At 38.0% G+C, this 20,301-nt stretch carries 19 protein-coding genes and 2 pseudogenes; 17 read left to right on the plus strand and 4 right to left on the minus strand.

Annotated features, from left to right (window positions below):
• The first annotated feature begins 121 nt into the window (after nucleotides 1–121).
• From STRIC_RS09605 to STRIC_RS12765, 10 genes and pseudogenes are all read left to right on the plus strand, one after another.
• Complete coding sequence (locus STRIC_RS09605; RefSeq protein WP_008090106.1) at nucleotides 122–1,003, plus strand: class II fructose-bisphosphate aldolase; 882 nt, start codon at nucleotides 122–124, stop codon at nucleotides 1,001–1,003.
• 287 nt (nucleotides 1,004–1,290) lie between these two features.
• Nucleotides 1,291–2,490, plus strand: a pseudogene (locus tag STRIC_RS12205) (argininosuccinate synthase).
• Between the two features lie 15 nt (nucleotides 2,491–2,505).
• Nucleotides 2,506–3,903, plus strand: coding sequence for an argininosuccinate lyase (gene argH / locus STRIC_RS09615; protein ID WP_008090226.1), 1,398 nt, complete (start codon nucleotides 2,506–2,508; stop codon nucleotides 3,901–3,903).
• A gap of 156 nt (nucleotides 3,904–4,059) precedes the next feature.
• Nucleotides 4,060–5,081: pseudogene (locus STRIC_RS09620) on the plus strand (IS30 family transposase).
• A 181-nt stretch (nucleotides 5,082–5,262) separates the two neighbouring features.
• Nucleotides 5,263–5,451: a 50S ribosomal protein L28 gene (rpmB, locus tag STRIC_RS09625; protein ID WP_002982870.1), complete on the plus strand. Its 189-nt coding sequence runs from the start codon at nucleotides 5,263–5,265 to the stop codon at nucleotides 5,449–5,451.
• A gap of 130 nt (nucleotides 5,452–5,581) precedes the next feature.
• A complete protein-coding gene (locus STRIC_RS09630; RefSeq protein WP_008089968.1) occupies nucleotides 5,582–5,947 on the plus strand; it encodes an Asp23/Gls24 family envelope stress response protein in 366 nt (121 codons plus the stop codon).
• Complete coding sequence (locus tag STRIC_RS09635) at nucleotides 5,947–7,611, plus strand: DAK2 domain-containing protein (RefSeq protein WP_008089818.1); 1,665 nt, start codon at nucleotides 5,947–5,949, stop codon at nucleotides 7,609–7,611. The genes STRIC_RS09630 and STRIC_RS09635 overlap by 1 nt, the downstream gene beginning before the upstream one ends.
• Nucleotides 7,612–7,783: 172 nt before the next feature.
• Entirely contained in the window at nucleotides 7,784–8,674 is an 891-nt protein-coding gene (locus STRIC_RS09640) for an SPFH domain-containing protein (protein ID WP_008090127.1), read from the plus strand.
• Between the two features lie 97 nt (nucleotides 8,675–8,771).
• Nucleotides 8,772–9,062 (plus strand): hypothetical protein, encoded by a 291-nt coding sequence (locus STRIC_RS12760; protein WP_008090048.1) that lies wholly within the window; start codon nucleotides 8,772–8,774, stop codon nucleotides 9,060–9,062.
• Between the two features lie 28 nt (nucleotides 9,063–9,090).
• Nucleotides 9,091–9,633 carry a CPBP family intramembrane glutamic endopeptidase gene (locus tag STRIC_RS12765; protein WP_234944211.1) on the plus strand — a complete coding sequence of 181 codons (543 nt, stop codon included), beginning with the start codon at nucleotides 9,091–9,093 and terminating at the stop codon, nucleotides 9,631–9,633.
• 102 nt (nucleotides 9,634–9,735) lie between these two features.
• Here STRIC_RS12765 and STRIC_RS12210 read toward each other — a convergent pair whose 3' ends face one another.
• The 4 genes from STRIC_RS12210 to STRIC_RS09665 form a co-directional block, all read right to left on the minus strand.
• Nucleotides 9,736–9,852, minus strand: a complete 117-nt coding sequence (locus STRIC_RS12210) for a putative metal homeostasis protein (RefSeq protein WP_003046630.1) — start codon at nucleotides 9,850–9,852, stop codon at nucleotides 9,736–9,738.
• A 249-nt stretch (nucleotides 9,853–10,101) separates the two neighbouring features.
• A complete protein-coding gene (locus STRIC_RS09655; RefSeq protein WP_008089750.1) occupies nucleotides 10,102–10,293 on the minus strand; it encodes a hypothetical protein in 192 nt (63 codons plus the stop codon).
• 423 nt (nucleotides 10,294–10,716) lie between these two features.
• Nucleotides 10,717–11,457 (minus strand): amino acid ABC transporter ATP-binding protein, encoded by a 741-nt coding sequence (locus STRIC_RS09660; RefSeq protein ID WP_008089777.1) that lies wholly within the window; start codon nucleotides 11,455–11,457, stop codon nucleotides 10,717–10,719.
• A 1-nt stretch (nucleotide 11,458) separates the two neighbouring features.
• Nucleotides 11,459–13,018 (minus strand): ABC transporter substrate-binding protein/permease, encoded by a 1,560-nt coding sequence (locus STRIC_RS09665; protein ID WP_008090433.1) that lies wholly within the window; start codon nucleotides 13,016–13,018, stop codon nucleotides 11,459–11,461.
• 197 nt (nucleotides 13,019–13,215) lie between these two features.
• Here STRIC_RS09665 and STRIC_RS12920 point away from each other — a divergent pair, with 197 nt between their 5' ends.
• The 7 genes from STRIC_RS12920 to sufD all read left to right on the plus strand — a co-directional run bounded on the left by STRIC_RS12920 (nucleotide 13,216) and on the right by sufD (nucleotide 20,278).
• Nucleotides 13,216–13,851: a DUF2207 domain-containing protein gene (locus STRIC_RS12920; protein ID WP_008090212.1), complete on the plus strand. Its 636-nt coding sequence runs from the start codon at nucleotides 13,216–13,218 to the stop codon at nucleotides 13,849–13,851.
• Nucleotides 13,852–13,865: 14 nt separating this feature from the next.
• Nucleotides 13,866–15,008, plus strand: coding sequence for a DUF2207 family protein (locus STRIC_RS12925; protein WP_268741224.1), 1,143 nt, complete (start codon nucleotides 13,866–13,868; stop codon nucleotides 15,006–15,008).
• Nucleotides 15,009–15,093: 85 nt separating this feature from the next.
• Nucleotides 15,094–15,933: an undecaprenyl-diphosphate phosphatase gene (locus STRIC_RS09675; RefSeq protein ID WP_008090401.1), complete on the plus strand. Its 840-nt coding sequence runs from the start codon at nucleotides 15,094–15,096 to the stop codon at nucleotides 15,931–15,933.
• A 132-nt stretch (nucleotides 15,934–16,065) separates the two neighbouring features.
• The gene (gene mecA / locus STRIC_RS09680) at nucleotides 16,066–16,827 is read left to right on the plus strand and encodes an adaptor protein MecA (protein ID WP_008090313.1); all 762 of its coding nucleotides are present in this window, start codon (nucleotides 16,066–16,068) and stop codon (nucleotides 16,825–16,827) included.
• Between the two features lie 5 nt (nucleotides 16,828–16,832).
• Nucleotides 16,833–17,990, plus strand: coding sequence for a glycosyltransferase family 4 protein (locus STRIC_RS09685; RefSeq protein ID WP_008090031.1), 1,158 nt, complete (start codon nucleotides 16,833–16,835; stop codon nucleotides 17,988–17,990).
• A gap of 204 nt (nucleotides 17,991–18,194) precedes the next feature.
• Nucleotides 18,195–18,965, plus strand: coding sequence for a Fe-S cluster assembly ATPase SufC (sufC, locus tag STRIC_RS09690; RefSeq protein ID WP_008089916.1), 771 nt, complete (start codon nucleotides 18,195–18,197; stop codon nucleotides 18,963–18,965).
• Between the two features lie 50 nt (nucleotides 18,966–19,015).
• The gene (gene sufD / locus STRIC_RS09695) at nucleotides 19,016–20,278 is read left to right on the plus strand and encodes a Fe-S cluster assembly protein SufD (RefSeq protein ID WP_008090355.1); all 1,263 of its coding nucleotides are present in this window, start codon (nucleotides 19,016–19,018) and stop codon (nucleotides 20,276–20,278) included.
• Nucleotides 20,279–20,301: the final 23 nt, after the last annotated feature.

Genomic DNA, 20,301 nt, shown 5'->3' on the forward strand with positions numbered 1-20,301 from the left:
AGAAGAATATGACTTAAGAAAACGCTTTAAGCTGTGAAGTGCTGGAAATTTAATGAAAATTGTGCTAAAATGAACAATGTAAACGGGGGTTGACCCCGAAAAATAAGAGGAGGCCTTACAAATGGCAATCGTTTCAGCAGAAAAATTTGTACAAGCAGCTCGTGAAAACGGCTACGCTGTTGGTGGATTTAACACTAACAACTTAGAATGGACTCAAGCTATCTTGCGTGCAGCAGAAGCTAAAAAAGCTCCAGTTCTTATCCAAACATCAATGGGTGCTGCGAAATACATGGGTGGTTATAAAGTATGTCAATCGCTTATTTCTAACCTTGTAGAATCAATGGGGATTACTGTTCCTGTAGCTATTCACCTTGACCACGGTCATTATGAAGATGCTCTAGAATGTATCGAAGTTGGCTACTCTTCAATCATGTTTGACGGTTCTCACCTTCCGGTTGAAGAAAACCTTGCTAAAACTAAAGAAGTTGTTGAAATTGCACATGCTAAAGGTGTTTCAGTTGAAGCTGAAGTTGGTACAATCGGTGGTGAAGAAGATGGTATCATCGGTAAAGGTGAATTAGCACCAATCGACGACGCTATTGCTATGGTTGAAACTGGAATCGACTTCTTGGCTGCTGGTATCGGTAACATCCACGGTCCATACCCAGAAAACTGGGAAGGTCTTGCTCTTGACCACTTAGAAAAATTAGCAGCAGCTGTACCTGGTTTCCCAATCGTATTGCACGGTGGTTCAGGTATTCCTGATGACCAAATTAAAGCAGCTATCAAACTTGGTGTTGCTAAAATCAACGTTAACACTGAAAGTCAAATTGCATTTACAGAAGCAACTCGTGAATTTGCTCGTAACTACGAAGCAAATAAAGCTGAATACACAGCTAAAAAATTGTTTGACCCACGTAAATTCTTGGCTCCAGGTATGAAAGCTGTTCAAGCAGCTGTTGAAGAACGTATCGACGTATTTGGTTCTGCAAACAAAGCTTAATATCATTATGATATTATAAAGACTCGCTTATTGAAGCGGGTTTTTTTCTATATCAAAAGCTAAGTGTGATTTTATGGCCACTAATAATTATTACTAACTAGAGAAGAGTTTTGATTGACTCCTCTAAAAAAAGTCTGCTAAAAACCTATAAAACCGCGGATGAGATGTTTTTAATTAGCTTGTTTTAAGATATGAAAAAATAAAACTGGAATAAAAATTCAAAAAACTTGACTTTTGAATAAATATACAATATGATATAAACTAATTAATTGAAAGTGAGAGTCATTATGGTAAAAGAAACATTAATATTAGCTTATTCAGGTGGTCTAGATACGTCAGTTGCTATCGCTCGCTTAAAAGAAGATTATCAGGTAATAGCTGTCTGTATGGATGTCGGTGAGGGTAAAGATTTAGATTTTATTCATGACAAAGCCTTACGAGTGGGAGCAAGTGATTCTTATGTTATTGATATCAAAGAAGAATTTGCGACGGATTATGTTTTACCAGCTCTTCAAGCACATGCTTTTTACGAACAAAAATACCCGCTAGTCTCAGCTCTAAGTCGTCCTGTTATTGCTAAGAAATTAGTGGAAATAGCTCACGAGAAGGGGGCATCTTATATTGCTCATGGCTGTACAGGAAAAGGAAATGACCAAGTTCGTTTTGAAGTTGCCATCGCAGCACTAGATCCAGATATTAAAGTCATTGCCCCTGTTAGAGAGTGGTAGTGGTCTAGGGAAGACGAAATCGCTTATGCTATTGCCAATAATGTTCCGGTACCTGCTGATCTTGATAGTCCCTACTCTGTTGATCAGAATTTGTGGGGTCGTGCTAATGAATGTGGGGTTTTAGAAAATCCGTGGCATCAAGCGCCTGAAGAAGCGTATGATATTACGGTTTCACCTGAGGAAACGCCTAATAAGGCAGAATACCTTGATATTCATTTTGAAAAAGGTGTCCCTGTAGCTCTCAATGGCGAAGCCATGGCTTTGTCTGATTTGATTTTGACGGTCAATAAAATAGCAGGAGCCCACGGTGTTGGTCGAATTGACCATGTCGAAAATCGTTTAGTGGGTATTAAGTCTCGTGAAATTTACGAGTGCCCAGGAGCTGTAACCCTATTAGCAGCTCATAAAGATATTGAAGATTTGACGCTGGTTAGGGAATTATCACACTTTAAACCAATCATTGAAAATGAATTGTCACAGCTAATATACAATGGTTTATGGTTTAACCCGGCTACCCAAGCTCTAATGGCTTATATCAAAGCAACACAGGAACAGGTTAACGGTATTACTAAAGTAAAATTATACAAGGGACAAGCTCAAGTGGTAGCACGTCGATCTGATAATTCTCTTTATGACGAAAAGTTAGCGACTTACACAGCGGCGGACAGCTTTGATCAGGAGGCGGCAATTGGTTTTATCAAACTCTGGGGCTTACCAACACAAGTCAATGCTCAAGTTAATAAAACACAGCTACAGTAGCAAAGGGTGATAATGATGACTAATAAAAATCATAAACTTTGGGGCGGTCGTTTTGAATCGGGTTTAGAAGGCTGGGTCGAAGACTTTGGTGCTTCGATTCATTTTGATCAACGCCTAGCTCCTTATGACATAAAAGGCTCTATAGCGCATGTGACAATGCTAGGAGAAACAGGTATTATCCCTTTAGCGGATGCTAAAGAGATTCAAGAGGGGTTGGAAGAGCTTTTAAAGGATTGGGAAAAAGGAGACTTGGTTTTTACCAGTGATAACGAAGATATTCATATGAATATTGAGAGTTTATTGACGCAAAAAATTGGACCAGTTGCAGGAAAACTTCACACAGCCAGATCACGCAATGACCAAGTAGCTACTGATATGCACCTATATGTCAAGGATAGTCTTCATCAGTTATTAACAAAATTAAGGAATCTTCAGCAGGTTTTGCTAAAAATCGCTGAGAGAGAAGTTGAGACGATCATGCCTGGCTACACTCATTTACAGCATGCCCAACCCATCTCATTTGGTCACCATCTGCTAGCCTACTTTCAAATGTTTAGCCGGGATTATAAGCGATTTGAGTTTAACTTAGAGCAGGCAGACCAGTCCCCCTTAGGAGCAGCAGCTTTGGCTGGAGCTACCTTTCCCATTAATCGTCACATGACGGCAGATTTAATGGGATTTGCTAGCTGTTACAGCAATTCCTTAGATGCTGTTAGTGATCGTGATTTTATAATTGAATTATTATCCAATGCTAGTCTCCTAATGATGCACATGAGTCGCTTTTGTGAAGAACTCATTCATTGGTCTTCACATGAGTATCAATTCATCCGCTTATCAGATGCCTTTTCAACGGGCTCATCGATCATGCCTCAAAAGAAAAACCCTGATTTAGCTGAATTGATTCGTGGGAAAACAGGTCGTGTCTATGGGAATCTCTTTGCCTTATTAACAGTCATGAAATCCTTGCCCTTAGCTTATAATAAAGACTTACAAGAAGATAAGGAAGGGGTCTTTGATACCGTTGATACCATTATGGTGTCAATGGATGTCTTAGCAGGCATGCTTGAGAGCATGACTGTTAATCGTGAGAAAATGCTAGCTGGAACACAAAAGGATTTTTCTAATGCTACAGAATTAGCTGACTATCTAGCTAGTAAAGGCATTCCTTTTAGAGAAGCCCATGAGATGGTAGGCAAGCTCATTTTAAAAGCCGTTCAAGAAGATTACTACTTGCAAGATATTCCTTTTAGTCTTTATCAGCAAGTTAGTCCATTGATTGAAAAAGATATCTACCAATGCCTGGATTCAAAAAGGGCTGTAGAACGGCGTCAATCCTATGGAGGAACAGGTTTTTTAGAAGTCAAAAAACAAATTGAGCTAGCCAAAGAGGCACTGGCTCAATCAGAAAAGTAATCGAATAACTCTTAGGACGTTAAAAAGATAAATAGTAGGGTGACAAATAGGTTGGAAATCAAAAAGAGTCCCGCGTTGTAAAATGAAGTGCAACAAAAAAGACATGTTCGTCTGATATACTAGAATTCCCCAATTCAGTATGGAAAGCAGATGAACATGTCCAACATTAATTCTACCAGAAAATCATCCTATTCTCATCTTTCAGCCACAGAACGGGGTGAAATTGCTGCTTATCTTAAAATGGGAAAGAAACCCGCTGAGATTGCTCGACTCTTGGGTCGTCACCGTTCTACAATCTGCCGAGAAATAAAACGTGGTTCAGTAGAACAGGTAAAGGATAAGAATGGAAAACAAACCTTCTTCAACGCCTATTTTGCTGATAGTGGGCAACGTGTCTATGAAACCAATCGTCAAAAGAGTTCTTATCTCAAGTTGAATGACTGCTCCGCTAGGTTCATTGAACAATTAGAATCTGCCTTGACGGCTAACATTCGTCTCCATAGTGTGGATAGTTTTGTCAGACTTACAAAGTGAACCATCCTGAAGAAGTCGTCCCCTCTACCAAAACGATTTATCGTTATATCAAAGAGGGGGTATTAGCTATTAAACCAATCGATTTGCCTAAGATGGTTAGTATCAGAAAACGTTCTAAGAAAGTCATGAAGACGAATAAGAAGACTTTAGGTAAATCTATCGAAGAACGTCCAGAATATATTAATGATCGTTCTGAATTTGGGCATTGGGAGATTGATTTGGTTCTCGGCAAGAAAACCAAAGGTGAAGCTGTTATGTTGACTTTGGTAGAGCGCCAGACACGCTATGCACTAGGAGTTAAGCTAGAAGACAAGCAGTCCCAAACCATTAACCGTGCTGTCACGCATCTCATCAGTCAGTATCCTATTGCATCCATCACAGCGGATAATGGTTCTGAGTTTAGTTTACTCTCAAACTTAGAAGCTGTTGAAGTTTACTTTGCACATCCCTATTCTTCACATGAGAGAGGAAAAAACGAGAACTTCAATGGCCTCCTCAGAGAATATGTCCCTAAAGGAGTCTCACTTAATCCACTAACCTCTGAAGAACTTGACAATTATATTACTGCCATCAATGAGCGCCCAAGACGACTTCTTCAATATCAATCCTCAAAATTCCTGTTTGAGCTATCCCGAACAGCTTAACATCTGGAACTCTAGTTATCTATGAACTGGTTGCACTTGACTTGACAACTTGCGGATCAAAAAGAGTCAAAGGGAAGAGTGAAAAAAGTCTTGCCAAACAAATCTTGCTGTGATAAAATGGATAGGTATGTGGTGCTAGCACATCCGTAAACATATTCTACGTAGGAGGAAACAGATCACAATGGCAAAAGTATGTTATTTTACAGGTCGTAAAACCGTATCAGGTAACAACCGTTCACACGCAATGAACCAAACTAAACGTACAGTTAAACCAAATCTTCAAAAAGTTACTATCCTTGTTGATGGTAAACCTAAAAAAGTTTGGGCTTCTGCTCGTGCGCTTAAATCTGGTAAAGTAGAACGCATCTAATAGAAATAAGCCTTAGGGCTTTTTTCTTTTTACATGTTAAAGCTAACCAAACCCTCATTTGCCTTATCTTTTACATTGGCATTAGATTATGGTAAAATAGGATGAATAAAAACTTTTTGAGGTAGTAACTATGACTGTAAAAATTAATACAAAAGATGGTCTAATTGAGCTATCCGATGACGTTATTGCAACTGTCGTGGGTAGTTCAGCAACGGAAATTTTTGGCGTTGTTGGAATGGCTAGCAAAAGTGCGATAAAGGATAATTTTCAATCACTACTTCGCAAAGAAAACTATGCTAAAGGTGTGGTGGTGAAATCAACAGATATGGGTATTTCTGTTGATGTTTACACGGTAATGAGTTACGGTGTAAAGATTAGTGAAGTGTCTAAAAATATCCAAGAGCGTGTGAAATTTAACCTTGAAAGTCAACTCGGACTTTCTGCAGATATGGTTAATGTTTACGTTCAAAATATTAAGGTTGTAGGAGAAAATTAGTGTCAAATATTACAACAAGCTTATTCCAAGAAATGGTTCAAGCGGCAGCGACTCGTCTTGGTAAACAAGCAGAATACGTCAATTCCTTAAATGTCTTCCCAGTTCCAGATGGAGATACAGGGACAAACATGAGCATGACAATGGATAACGGTGCCAAAGAAGTTGCCGATAAGCCAGCGTCAACTGTTGGTGAAGTGGGTCAAATCCTTTCTAAGGGATTTTTGATGGGTGCGCGTGGTAATTCAGGTGTTATCACATCACAGTTGTTCCGTGGTTTTGGTCAAAGCATCAAAGGCAAAGAAGAATTGACTGGTAAAGACTTAGCGCAAGCTTTCCAAATGGGTGTAGAAGTGGCTTATAAAGCTGTTATGAAGCCTGTTGAAGGTACTATTTTGACTGTTTCTCGCGGTGCTGCCACTGCTGCCCTAAAAAAAGCTGAACTGACTGATGATGCTATTGAAGTCATGCAGGCTGCTTTGGATGGTGCAAAAGGGGCTCTTGCAAAAACACCGGACTTACTACCAGTATTAAAAGAAGTTGGTGTAGTGGACTCAGGTGGTCAAGGACTTGTCTTTATTTATGAAGGGTTTATGTCGGCCTTAAATGGTGACTATGTTGCCTCAGAAGACTTCAAGGCTACTCCTGCTAATATGTCTGAAATGATTAATGCTGAGCATCACAAATCAGTAGTAGGTCATGTGACAACCGAAGATATCACTTATGGTTACTGTACAGAAATTATGGTGGCTTTGCGTCAAGGTCCAACTTATGTCAAAGAATTTAACTATGAAGAGTTTCAAGGCTATTTGAGTAATCTTGGTGATTCCTTATTAGTAGTCAATGATGACGAGATTGTTAAAGTCCATGTTCATACAGAAGATCCAGGACTTGTCATGCAAGAAGGTTTGAAGTATGGTTCATTAATCAAGATTAAAGTGGACAATATGCGTAATCAGCATGAAGCTCAAGTTCAAAAAACAGATGCTAAAGAAGTTAAAGCAGAAGCTAAAGATTTTGGTTTAATTGCTGTTGTTGCGGGTGATGGTCTAGCAGAGATTTTTAAAGCACAAGGTGTGGACTATATTATCTCTGGTGGGCAAACCATGAACCCATCAACCGAAGATATTGTAAAAGCGATTGAAGCTGTTAATGCCAAGAATGTTATTATTTTACCAAATAACAAAAATATCTTTATGGCAGCTCAATCTGCAGCAGAAGTGGCAGAAGTGCCTGCAGCTGTGGTTGAAACTCGCACAGTTCTACAAGGTTTCACAAGTTTATTGGCTTTTGACCCATCTAAGTCTTTAGATGAGAATGTGGCCGATATGACAGCTAGTCTATCCGATGTTATTAGTGGTAGTTTGACACTTGCTGTTCGTGATACAACCATCGATGGCCTTGAAATCCACGAAAATGATTTCCTTGGTATGGTAGATGGTAAAATCGTAGTCTCAAATCCTGATATGATGACTAGTCTAAAAGCTGCTTTTGCTAAGATGATTGATGAAGATAGTGAAATTGTAAGTATCTTTGTTGGTCAAGAAGGTAGCCAAGAGTTGGCTGAGGAGCTTGCTGATTACTTAGAAGATACTTATGAGGATGTTGAAGTTGAAATCCATCAAGGTGATCAACCCGTTTACCCATTCTTGATGAGCGTAGAATAATAAAATCAAAAGAGGTGGACATCTAGTCTAGCTCTTTTTTGATACCTAAAAACAGGAAAAATTGGTAAAAAGTAATGATTTTATTTGACAAAAACTAGGAAAATATTATAATTGTCTTATAACAATAAGTCAAGTTTCGTTAGTAGCTTAATTTGACAAAAAGGAGAGTATTATGTTGGGATCAATTATTACTATTGCTATTATCCTTATTTTGCTTTTGGCAATCGTTGCAAGTACCTTATATGTTGTCAGACAGCAGTCGGTAGCTATCATTGAACGATTTGGGAAGTACCAGAAGACGGCAGGCAGTGGTATTCATGTGCGTTTACCGTTTGGTATTGATAAGATTGCCGCTCGCATTCAATTGCGTTTATTACAATCTGAAATCATTGTAGAGACAAAGACAAAGGATAACGTCTTTGTTACCTTGAATGTGGCGACTCAGTATCGTGTTAATGAGCAAAATGTAACCGATGCTTATTACAAATTGATTAAACCAGAATCTCAGATTAAATCTTATATTGAAGATGCCTTGAGATCATCTGTGCCGAAATTAACCTTAGATGAGTTATTTGAGAAAAAAGACGAGATCGCTCTTGAGGTCCAACATCAAGTAGCAGAAGAAATGTCTACTTATGGATACATCATTGTTAAAACGTTGATTACAAAGGTAGAGCCTGATGCGGAAGTCAAACAATCAATGAATGAGATTAATGCGGCTCAGCGTAAACGTGTTGCGGCTCAGGAATTGGCCAATGCCGATAAGATTAAAATCGTGACGGCTGCAGAAGCAGAAGCGGAAAAAGATCGTTTGCATGGCGTGGGGATTGCCCAACAGCGTAAAGCTATTGTAGATGGACTAGCAGATTCTATTCAAGAATTAAAAGAAGCTAATATTAGTTTAAATGAAGAGCAAATCATGTCCATTTTGTTAACGAATCAATATTTAGATACTCTAAATACTTTTGCACTTAGAGGAAATCAAACCCTCTTTTTACCAAATACACCAAATGGGGTAGATGACATTCGTACCCAACTCTTATCTGCTCTCAAAACGAGATAAGCATCAAAAAAGTGAGCTCGTTTTAAAGCTCACTTTTTTAGTTTAATGTTGATGAACAAAATTGCTCTCTCAAGAAATATGAAGAAGGAGAAAAATAGTGAAACAGTTTTTGAAAGATACCAATTGGATTCAGATTGGTTTGGTATTAGCGCTTAGTTTTTTACTGATGATGGCTAGTGATTTATTGGGTTATTTATTTATACCGGAAATTAGCGAAAGTAATCCTTATTGGTATACTTTTATGTCTTATTTCAATTTCATCAGCATGTGGGCGGGTGTTCTTTTGGTGGTCTATTCTTTTCCAAGTGAGCACTTTATGAAAAAGGCCATTGTGAAAAACTCAAAGGGAAATACTTATGCTTTGCTATTATGGGGGGCTCTTTTTTAGTTTTGTCCTCAATGCTTTTTGTGCTTTAATGGCACTCTGGCATGGTGATATTCATTTAACATTTAAAAGCTTTGAGCTATTGCCTCTTATTGGTTTATTTTTAGCTGTTTTTATCCAATCTTCAGCTGAAGAAGTATTTTGTAGGGGATTTCTCTATCAAAAATTACTACAAGCAGATGCTAGACCTATCTTTGCTATTGTTATAAATGCTTTGTTTTTTGCGGGACTTCACCTTTTTAATGACGGCGTATCCTTTTTAGCCTTTTATGATTTAGCCGTGACAGGTCTCTTCTTTTCACTGGTGGTTTACTACTTTGATAGTTTGTGGATGGCAATGGGGCTTCATGCGATGTGGAATTTTACACAAAGCATTTTACTAGGATTACCTAATAGTGGTGAAAGCTTTCCTTATTCAGTCTTTCAGTTAGATATAAGCCGAGTACATGATAGTTTTGCTTATAATGTTGCTTTTGGTCTAGAAGGGACAATCTTATCTTCTTTAGTGATGACATTTGCTTGCTTAATCATTTATTTTTGGAAGAGAAAGGACAAAGAGCCTCTTTGGATTTAATGATATGGAATAAAATAATAGATAAAAAAATGATTAAGACGGAGGGAAGGTGTCTTAATCATTTTTTGTCTGACTTAAGTTTGGAGAGATAAAAATAGAATACTATTTTTTACCATAACGTTTGTACTCATGAATGATTTTCAGAGCACGTTTTCTGGTTTTGATATTAGGACTTTTAAGTCTTCTATAAGCTGACGCTAGGTCAGTTTTTTCTGCCATATTATCCTCCTACTAATAAGATTATTAACGTTAACAAAAGATAGTATAGCACAAAAAAGTTAACCGGTAAAGTATTTTGTATGATTTTCTTAAAAAATAGATGAAGGCATCTGATTTGATGGCTTATTAAAAATATAAAAAAACGACCTAAAAGGTCGTTTTTTGAAAATTGAGTATTTTATTAATTAAAAGAATATTAAGGTATTTCTCTTAAGGAGTAGAGTCAAGTTTGGCTAACTTAGAAGCTTATTATTTCCAAGCTAAAAGGAACATTTCGAGTTTATTAAGGACCTCTTCAGCATAAGGAGAGTATCCGCGAGAATATGTAAATCCAGCTTCACGAGGTAAATATTTTGAATCAGCTTTTGCTGATGATGTTACTGCTGAAAGAGAAAGAGCAACCATTGTTGCTACCATTACTTTAGATAATTTAGATTTCATAAGAAAATCCTTTCAAAAATATAATTTAATTGCACACCATCTTTTATTTGTGCATAATTTATTATATCAATTAACATTCATTTTTTCAATATATTTTTAATAAAATAAACATAAATAAAAGAAAATTCTTAGTAAAATAAATGAAAAGATATGTAATGATTAAATAAATATTCGTTTTATAAAATAAGCTATCTTTATTCAGTTGAAAACACTATAATAAAAGGGTTTGTGTTATTTTTATTCTAATAAAAAGCCTTTATTTTTTTAATTATTACTTTACTGGTTAATTGATAGAATTAGGTTATAGTAAAATAAAAGCAAAAATCAATCAAAAGGGACATTTTTTCTTCTTTTATAAGTTTAGCAGTATAATTTTTCAATAAAAAAGCTAGACTACCAACAGGCAGTCTAGCTTTGGGTTGTTTATTTTAGGAAGCGTTGTAAAAATTCTTGAGTACGAGCTTCTTGAGGTCGTTCAAAGATGTCTTGGGGGCTTCCCTCTTCAGCAATTAAGCCTTTATCCATAAAGATAACACGATCAGAAACATCTCTAGCAAATTCCATCTCGTGTGTGACGATAATCATAGTTAAGCCAGATTTGGCTAGGTCTTGCATGGTTTTAAGGACTTCACCAACCATTTCAGGGTCAAGTGCAGAAGTCGGCTCATCAAAAAGCATAGCTTCTGGATTGACAGAAAGTGCTCTGGCAATAGCCACGCGCTGTTTTTGGCCACCGGATAGTTGTTTAGGTTTGGCATGCCAATATTGCTCGGTCATCCCAACGGCATTCAGGTTTTCCTTAGCGATAGCTTCGGCTTCAGCACGGTCACGCTTAAGAACAGTTGTTTGTGCAACGATAGCATTTTCAAGGACGTTCAGGTTTTCAAAGAGATTGAAGGATTGGAAAACCATTCCTAATTTTTCTCTGTAATGCGTGAGATTATAATGCTCTGCTAGAACATTTTCCCCATGAAAAAGAATTTCTCCAGCAGTTGGCTCTTCAAGTAGGTTGATCGAACGCAAGAAAGTTGACTTTCCAGATCCAGATGAACCAATAATTGAGATTACTTCTCCTTTGTTAACAGATAATGAGATGTCCTTTAGGACCTCATTGTTACCGTAGGATTTTTTTAAATGATTAATTTCAATAATAGGATGAGACATATTAGACCTCCGAAACTTGCATTTGATTTGCCCCAGTTGTATAGGAATCGGCATCAAAGCGACGTTCGATATAACGTAGGATGCGAGTTACTGTAAAGGTTAAGACAAAGTAAATGATAGCAATGATAGTAAAGGTTTGGAAATATTGATAGGTTTGTGTCGCCACAGTATTTCCTGAGAAGTAGAGTTCAACAACTGAGATAACGTTCAATACAGATGTATCTTTGATGTTAATCACAAACTCGTTACCTGTTGCAGGCAAGATATTACGCACTACCTGTGGTAAGACGATTTTGCGCATGGTTTGCCCGTGGGTAAAGCCAAGTGCTGTGGCGGCTTCAAATTGTCCTTTGTCAACGGCATAAATACCACCACGGACAATCTCACTCATATAGGCGCCGGTGTTAATGGATACGATAAAAATAGCGGCTAAGGTACGGTCAATGGAAATGCCAAAGGCTTGCGCAGTACCATAGTAGATAACCATTGATTGTACAATCATAGGAGTGCCTCGGAAGACTTCAATATAAACATTTAAAAGCCAACCGAAAAGTTTTTGACCAAGGGCGCTCAAGCGATGTTTTGCTTTTGGTGCAGTACGGTAAATACCAATCAAAAGGCCGATGAAAAGTCCTGTGATGGTACCAACCATTGAGATGAGAAGGGTCATTCCAGTTCCACGAAGGAATTGTTTCCAGTTTCCTTTGAAAATGGTCCACATTTGTTTGAAGAATGATGGTTTGGTTTCACTTGAAGTTTTTTCAAGTGGTTGCTTTTGGATCATATCATCCATCAAAGCGACACGATTCTCCTCTGAAAGTTGGCTAAGAACCTGATTGACTGAGGCAAGTCGTGCATCATCTTTACGAAGCCCAACGGCAATAGCAGCGTCAGCAGCAGATACTTTAAAGCCATCTCTTAAAGCAATCATTTTGAAGCTAGAATCGGCTGCTTCAGCTGTCATAGCTTCAGGACGCTCAGAGATATAGCCATCAATAACTCCTGAAGAAAGAGCTTGACGCATCTGAGAAAAATCACCCATTGGTGTCTGGCGGTTAACTCCTTTAATCTGTTTGAGTAAGTTGACATGCCAAACACCTTGCTGAGCAGTTATTTTAGCACCAGAGAAATCTTTAAGTCTTTTTGCTGCTTTGTATTTACCTTCTGAAGCAACAACAATAACAGGCTGGCTAGTGTAATAGCTGTCAGAAAAGGCAATTTCTTTGCGACGTTCTGGAGTGGGACTCATACCGGCAGCAATCATGTCAATTTTGCCTGATGTTAAGGCTGGGATTAAACCAGTCCAGGATGTCTTGACAACTAATAATTCTTTGCCCATGTCCTTGGCGATTTTTTTAGCCACTTGAACATCATATCCGTTAGCGAATTGCTTAGTGCCTTCGATGGGTACAGCACCATTTGAGTTGTCATCTTGAGTCCAGTTAAATGGTGCATAACCTGCTTCCATTCCGACTCTTAAATATTGGTCTGCCTGGGCAGTTGTCATCCCTCCAAAAAGGATGCATAAGGCAGCCAGACAGCTAAAGACTAGCTTTTTCATATAGGTCTCCTGTTTAAAAATAGTATTCAGGACTATTTTACAGTAATTTTCATGCTTTTTCAATATATTCAGTCAGAAAGACCGTCTTTTTCTGGTAAAATATTCAGAAAAATGTTTAAAAATAAAAATCAAGAGTTCACTTATTATGACACTTCCTTTTTTTAATATGATAAAATAGAAAAAAGAGGAGGACTGGTATGAAAAAATGGTTTGTCTTTGGCTTTATCTTATTGAGTTTTTTAGGAGCTAAGGTTGGCCTTGCGGATGTAGACTATCGTATTCCTAGTTATGATGGTCAGCTTTATCTTTTTGATGATAATACAGCACGCTTTGAACAAAAAGTTACCTATCAATTTGACAGTTCCTATAATGGTCAGTATATTACGATTGGTAAAGTAGGAAATTTACCCAAAGATTTTCAAATTAATCCAGAGCCTCACATCGATATTTTCAAAAATGATGAAAAGGTTGATTTTAAGAAAGAGATAGAAGATTTAGGAGATGGTTATCGCTTAAAACTCTATAATTCGGGGCATAGCGGAGATAGAGTAGAGGTCAAAGTGTTCTGGCAACTCAAAAACCTGATGACCCTCTATCATGATGTGGCAGAAATCAATTGGCTGCCCATTAGTGACTGGAATCAAACCATTGAGAAGGTAACCTTCTCTGTGAAGACGCCAATGGCTGTTCCGGACGCTCGCTTGTGGGCTCATCGTGGCTATTATGAGAAAGAGCCTGAGGTCACAAGAAAAGATGCTATTTTAAGGCAAGAAAAAAGATTGCGCAGACTAGAAACTTCCGTCAAGTCTTTTTTGGAAAAATGCTTCCTCTAGCTTCTTTAGTCTTTATGCTCTTACAGTTAATGGCTTATGTTAAAGCAAAGAGAGCTTTTAGCCGCTTTAGCCAGCAAAACAAAAAAGATCATCTTTATGAAGCGCCAGAAGAGTTATCTCCTCTAGTGCTTACGCAAAATATATATGGTAAGTCTTTTAAAGAGATGGTGGATTCAGGAGATGCTCAACTCATAAATAGTGGGATTACCTTTGAACAAATGATTCAAGCAACCCTCTTGGATTTAATTGACCGTAAGCTTTTGGGGCTTTCAAAGGAGGAAGGTAAACTTCAGATTGAAAACCTGTCAAAAGAAGCATTAAATAAGGAGGAAGCTCTCTTTACAGAAATGGCTTTTGGAGAGAAAACAAAAGTAGACATTGAGCGCTTATTTGCTCATTATCAATATGATAAGCAACAAATCAAAGTGTTGAAAAAGAAATATCATGGTAAGCAATTAGAGGAAATGGTGCATCAATCCTCGGAAGCTGTTTTAGCTCAGATTAAACAAAAATCTCAAGCAATCACTGAGGCGGTTGCAGAGACAATAGCACAATTAGGCTTAAAAAGTCCCTATCGTCCTTTGAGCCATCGCGAACGTATCGGTGTTCGTAGTAGCCAATGGATGGGAGGGACCGGTTTAATCTTACTTCTAATCGTCATGGTATTTCTGTTTATACAAGGTAGCCAACTAGCTCCAATCTATCTAGGGCTGTTTGCTCTTGAGGCACTTATTTTGCTTTATACGGCCTTTCACTTGGAGACTTATATGCTTTCTGGTGTGGAAACTCAAGAAGGTGCTTATCGGGTTCACCAGTGGCAAAGTTTCCGTAATATAATTAGAGATATTAACAAATTTGACGATGTTGAGATAGAAGGTTTAGTGGTTTGGAACCGAATTCTAGTGTATGCAACCTTATTTGGTTATGCTAAAAAGGTTGAAAATTATTTGAAGGTGCATCGTATTGCCCTTCCTGAAGCTTATCATGTCCTTAATTCGGGGAACCTGTCTTACCTTCTTTACAATACAACCCCTCATTTTGTTTCAACCCTATCTTCTGCTACTGAGGCTTCTCATTTTACAGTGCCATCTGGTGGAAGTGGCATGTCAGGAGGTGGCTTCTCTGGAGGCGGAGGAGGCGGAGGTGGTGCCTTCTAGGCAAGACTCCACACCTCTTTTTAGGATATGCTATTTGTATTAAAATCTGCTAGAATGGATGCAGTAAACATCAAAAGGAGAATAGATGTTATTTTTTGAAATTGTAAAAGCCATTTTCTTTGGTATTGTTGAAGGGGTAACAGAGTGGTTGCCTATTTCCAGCACAGGGCATTTAATCTTGGTTCAAGAATTTATAAACCTTAATCAAGACAAAGCTTTTATGGAAATGTTTAATATTGTGATTCAATTAGGAGCTATCATAGCTGTTATTGTCATTTATTTTCAGCGTTTAAATCCATTTCAACCAGGGAAAAGCGCCCTAGATGTGCGATTGACGTGGCAACTCTGGTTGAAGGTGTTTATCGCTTGTATCCCATCAATAGTAATCGCTGTTCCTTTGGATAATTGGTTTGAGGCTCATTTTTATAATATAATTGCTATCGCCGTCGCCCTTATTGTCTATGGGATAGCTTTTATCTGGATTGAAAAGCGTAATGAGAAGGTAAGTCCTAACGTGACGCAGTTATCCCGTATGTCCTATAAAACAGCCTTTCTTATTGGTTGCTTTCAGGTTCTAAGTATTGTTCCAGGAACAAGTCGTTCAGGAGCAACTATTTTAGGAGCTATTATTTTAGGAACAAGTCGAACAGTAGCTGCAGATTTCACTTTCTTTTTAGCTATTCCAACAATGTTTGGTTATAGTGGTTTAAAAGCACTTAAGTTCTTTTTGGATGGAAATAGCCTGATTTTCTCTCAAGTCCTGATTTTACTGGCAGCTAGTTTGACAGCTTTTGTGGTAAGTTTGTATGTCATTAAGTTCTTGACAGACTATGTTAAGAAACACGATTTTACTGTCTTTGGTCATTATAGAATCGTTTTAGGGAGTTTATTAATTGTTTACGCTCTTTTTAAAGCTATGTTTTAAGGTACTATAAAGAAATTGTTTGTCTTTCTAAATGAGGGGCAAACCTTCTTTTTTATAGTAAGATTAGTCCTAAATTGCGAAATCAAAGCAATTCTAGTATAATAAAATGACTATGCGTGCGAGGTATAAAGTATGGAAATGAAACAAATTAGCGAGACAACGCTAAAAATAACCATTAGTATGGATGATTTAGAAGAGAGGGGAATGGAGTTGAAAGACTTTTTGATTCCTCAGGAAAAGACAGAAGAGTTCTTCTATTCAGTCATGGATGAGCTTGACTTACCAGATAATTTTAAAGATAGTGGCATGTTGAGTTTTCGAGTGACACCTCGAAAAGATCGTTTGGATGTTTTTGTAACTAAGTCTGAGCTTAACAAAGACATTAACCTTGAAGATTTGGCTGATTTGGGAGATATTTCTCAGATGACACCAGAAGACTTTTTCAAGAGTTTGGAACAATCCATGCGTGAAAAAGGCGATGTTAACGCCCATGAAAAACTTGAAAAAATAGAAGAAATGATGGAAGAAGCGGTAGAAGCAACCCTGTCTGAACAATCTGACGAAGTGGTGGAAAAGTCTGAAAACACTAGTGAACCACTTGATTACGTCCACTATGTCTTGGATTTTGCTTCTGTTAATGATGCTGTTTATTTTGCTAAAACGGTTGACTTTCCAGTAGAGGCTTCAGAACTTTATAAGAGTGATAAGTCTTATCATATGACGGTCTTGCTTGATGTTCAAAACCAACCGTCTTATTTCGCCAATGTTATGTATGCACGCTTGATTGAGCATGCTAGTCCAGGTACTAGAACAAGAGCTTACTTACAAGAACATGGATTACAGCTGATTTTGGATGGCGCTGTTGAGCAATTACAGAAAATTGAGTTGGGATAAAAAGTATGTTTTCATTTACGATAGACTATGTCTTGGCTTTAATTGGTGGTTTTATATTATCCTTAATTTTTACTCCGCTTGTTCGCTTTCTTGCTTTTCGAGTAGGAGTTGTTGACAATCCCAATGCCAGAAGAGTTAACAAAGTTCCTATGCCTACTAGTGGTGGTTTAGCGGTCTTTTCTTCTTTTCTCATCACCAGTTTGATTTTGATGCCTATGGCATCGGCGGGTATTTATTTTGAAGGGCAAACTTATTTTCAATACATTTTACCAGTAATTGCTGGAGCCCTTTTGATTACCATAACTGGTTTTTTGGATGATATTTTTGAATTAAGGCCGAAATTAAAAATGCTGGGTATCCTTATGGGGGCTATTGTCATTTGGGCTTTTACCGATTTTAAATTTGACAGCTTTAAAATTCCCTTTGGAGGTCCATTATTGGTTTTTGGTCCATTCTTAACCTTCTTTTTGACAGTTCTTTGGATTGTCTCTATTACAAATGCGATTAATTTAATAGATGGTTTAGATGGACTGGTTAGTGGTGTTTCCATTATTAGTCTGTTGACGATGGCAATTGTGTCTTACTTCTTTTTGCCTCAAACAGACTTCTTTCTCACCCTGACCATTTTAGTTTTGATTGCTTGTATTAGTGGCTTTTTCCCTTATAATTATCATCCAGCTATTATTTATCTTGGTGATACAGGGGCTTTATTTATCGGTTTTATGATCGGTGTTTTATCCTTGGAAGGTTTGAAAAATGCCACTGCTGTAGCAGTTGTAACACCAGTTATTATACTGGGGGTTCCTATTATGGACACCATCGTTGCAATCATTCGTCGGAGTCTTTCTGGTAAGAAATTCTATGAGCCAGATAAAATGCATCTCCATCACCGCTTGCTTTCTATGGGCTTCACGCATCGAGGAGCTGTTCTAGTGGTTTACGGAATTGCTATGCTTTTCTCTTTGATTTCATTGTTGCTCAATGTGTCAAGTCGGGTTGGGGGTGTTCTCTTGATGCTTGGGTTAATATTTGCCTTAGAAGTCTTTATTGAGGGCTTAGAAATATGGGGTGAAAAACGGACGCCGCTCTTCAATCTTTTGAAGGTTATCGGAAACAGCGACTATCGTCAATTAACGCTCTTCAAGTGGAAACAAAAAAAGTGATCTCAAACATGTCAAAAGCCTATTAAGGCTTTTTTGTTATTAAAAAAGACCGCCATTATAAGTCGGAGAGGATAGTCTTAAGCGCCTTTGTATCAAGCTTTTGATTTTTTTGTTATAATGAAAGATAAGTTAATCAATCATGGGGCTAGCATTGGTTTTTTTCATTTAAAACTAGTTGCCCTTACTAGAAGTATGAGGTGTAGGATGTCAATTCTTGAAATTAAAAATTTACATGTTTCAATAGAAGAAAAAGAAATTTTAAAAGGGGTTAATTTAACCTTGAAAACGGGAGAAATCGCAGCCATTATGGGGCCAAATGGAACAGGTAAGTCCACACTTTCAGCAGCTATTATGGGCAATCCTAATTACCAAGTGACTCAAGGCGAAATCCTACTGGACGGGGTTGATATTTTAGAATTAGAAGTGGATGAACGAGCACGACTTGGTCTTTTTTTAGCCATGCAATACCCATCTGAAATTCCTGGTATTACAAATGCTGAGTTTATGCGTGCGGCCATGAATGCAGGTAAAGAAGACTCAGAAAAAATCTCAGTGCGTGATTTCATTACCAAGCTTGACCAAAAAATGGAATTACTTGGCATGAAGGAAGAAATGGCGGAACGTTATTTAAATGAAGGTTTCTCAGGCGGAGAGAAAAAGCGTAACGAAATTTTACAACTGCTTATGTTAGAGCCTACTTTTGCACTTTTGGACGAGATTGACTCAGGACTTGACATTGATGCTCTTAAAGTTGTCTCAAAAGGTGTTAATGAAATGCGTGGTCAAACCTTTGGTGCTATGATTATTACGCATTACCAACGTTTGTTGAATTACATTACACCTGATCGTGTCCATGTCATGATGGATGGACGAATCGTCTTATCTGGAGATGCAGCCTTAGCCACTCGACTAGAAAAAGAAGGCTATGCAGGAATTGCAGAAGAGTTGGGCATTGATTACAAAGAAGAAGTTTAAGAGGTCAGCTCGTTTTGACCAGTAAGAAATCACAGAAAAAGGAATAATCAATGACAAAAGAAAGTATTTTGACTTTTTCGCAAGAAAGAGCAGAGCCCCTTTGGCTACAAGAGCGTCGACTCAAAGCCTTTGAGTCCATGCCTAATTTGGAAATGCCAACAATTGAGCGAGTGAAATTTCATCGTTGGCATTTGGGCGATGGCACAATTACTGCTGACCAAGAGCTTCCCAATGTTCCGGATTTTACAGCTTTAGGAGATAATCCAAAGCTCGTCCAAGTAGGGACGCAGACATTACTTGAGCAACTACCTATGGATGTGATGGCAAAGGGTGTTGTTTTTACTGATTTTTACAATGCCCTTGAAGAAATTCCAGAAGTAATGGAAGCCTTCTTTGGAACTGCTGTGCCTTATGATCAAGATAGACTGTCCGCTTATCATGCCGCTTATTTTAACAGCGCAGCCGTTCTTTATGTTCCCGACTTTGTTGAGATAGAAGAACCTATTGAAGCCATTTTCTTACAAGATAGTGATAGTCAGGTACCCTTTAATAAGCATGTACTTGTCATAGCAGGTAAGGGGAGTCGCTTTACTTATCTGGAACGTTTTGAATCGATTGGGAATCAGACTTGTCAAGCTAGTGCTAATATTGGAGTGGAAGTCTTGGCTCAAGCAGGTAGTCATGTGAAGTTCTCTGCCATTGATCGCCTTGGCAAATCGGTAACTACCTATATCAGTCGTCGCGGACGATTGGAAAAAGATGCAACCATTGATTGGGCTTTAGCTGTTTTAAATGAAGGTAACGTTATAGCGGACTTTGATAGTGATTTGATTGGTCAAGGCTCTCATGCTGATTTAAAAGTAGTTGCTGCTTCTAGTGGCCGACAAGTTCAAGGGATAGATACTAGGGTGACTAATATTGGTCCTAATAGTGTGGGGCATATTCTTCAACATGGTGTTATCTTAGAAAAAGGAACCCTAACCTTCAATGGTATCGGTCACATTCTTAAAGGAGCCAAGGGAGCAGATGCACAACAAGAAAGTCGTGTCTTGCTGCTTTCAGATCAGGCACGTTCTGATGCCAATCCCATTCTCTTGATTGATGAAAACGAAGTGACTGCAGGACATGCAGCATCTATCGGTCAAGTAGACCCTGAAGACATGTATTACTTGATGAGTCGCGGTCTAGATAGAGAAACTGCTGAAGGATTGGTTATAAGAGGTTTCTTAGGAGCAGTTATTGCAGAAATACCAATTGCCTCTATTCGTAAAGATATTATTGAGGTTTTAGATCGTAAAATTAGTAAACGCTAATGTTTTCATGCTAACGAAAGGAG

The sequence above is a fragment of the Streptococcus ictaluri 707-05 genome (genome assembly GCF_000188015.2).
In the GTDB taxonomy this organism is placed as follows: Bacteria; Bacillota; Bacilli; order Lactobacillales; family Streptococcaceae; genus Streptococcus; species Streptococcus ictaluri.

Excerpts from the sequence above, each read along its gene's own strand:
- STRIC_RS09640 (WP_008090127.1), top strand. The coding sequence starts at position 7,784 with ATGTTGGGATCAATTATTACTATTGCTATTATCCTTATTTTGCTTTTG.
- rpmB (WP_002982870.1), top strand. The coding sequence starts at position 5,263 with ATGGCAAAAGTATGTTATTTTACAGGTCGTAAAACCGTATCAGGTAAC.
- sufC (WP_008089916.1), top strand. The coding sequence starts at position 18,195 with ATGTCAATTCTTGAAATTAAAAATTTACATGTTTCAATAGAAGAAAAA.
- STRIC_RS12925 (WP_268741224.1), top strand. The coding sequence starts at position 13,866 with ATGCTCTTACAGTTAATGGCTTATGTTAAAGCAAAGAGAGCTTTTAGC.
- STRIC_RS09665 (WP_008090433.1), bottom strand. The coding sequence starts at position 13,018 with ATGAAAAAGCTAGTCTTTAGCTGTCTGGCTGCCTTATGCATCCTTTTT.
- STRIC_RS09660 (WP_008089777.1), bottom strand. The coding sequence starts at position 11,457 with ATGTCTCATCCTATTATTGAAATTAATCATTTAAAAAAATCCTACGGT.
- STRIC_RS09675 (WP_008090401.1), top strand. The coding sequence starts at position 15,094 with ATGTTATTTTTTGAAATTGTAAAAGCCATTTTCTTTGGTATTGTTGAA.
- STRIC_RS12210 (WP_003046630.1), bottom strand. The coding sequence starts at position 9,852 with ATGGCAGAAAAAACTGACCTAGCGTCAGCTTATAGAAGACTTAAAAGT.
- STRIC_RS09655 (WP_008089750.1), bottom strand. The coding sequence starts at position 10,293 with ATGAAATCTAAATTATCTAAAGTAATGGTAGCAACAATGGTTGCTCTT.
- STRIC_RS12765 (WP_234944211.1), top strand. The coding sequence starts at position 9,091 with ATGGCACTCTGGCATGGTGATATTCATTTAACATTTAAAAGCTTTGAG.
- STRIC_RS09630 (WP_008089968.1), top strand. The coding sequence starts at position 5,582 with ATGACTGTAAAAATTAATACAAAAGATGGTCTAATTGAGCTATCCGAT.
- sufD (WP_008090355.1), top strand. The coding sequence starts at position 19,016 with ATGACAAAAGAAAGTATTTTGACTTTTTCGCAAGAAAGAGCAGAGCCC.
- STRIC_RS09605 (WP_008090106.1), top strand. The coding sequence starts at position 122 with ATGGCAATCGTTTCAGCAGAAAAATTTGTACAAGCAGCTCGTGAAAAC.
- STRIC_RS09685 (WP_008090031.1), top strand. The coding sequence starts at position 16,833 with ATGTTTTCATTTACGATAGACTATGTCTTGGCTTTAATTGGTGGTTTT.
- STRIC_RS12920 (WP_008090212.1), top strand. The coding sequence starts at position 13,216 with ATGAAAAAATGGTTTGTCTTTGGCTTTATCTTATTGAGTTTTTTAGGA.
- mecA (WP_008090313.1), top strand. The coding sequence starts at position 16,066 with ATGGAAATGAAACAAATTAGCGAGACAACGCTAAAAATAACCATTAGT.
- argH (WP_008090226.1), top strand. The coding sequence starts at position 2,506 with ATGACTAATAAAAATCATAAACTTTGGGGCGGTCGTTTTGAATCGGGT.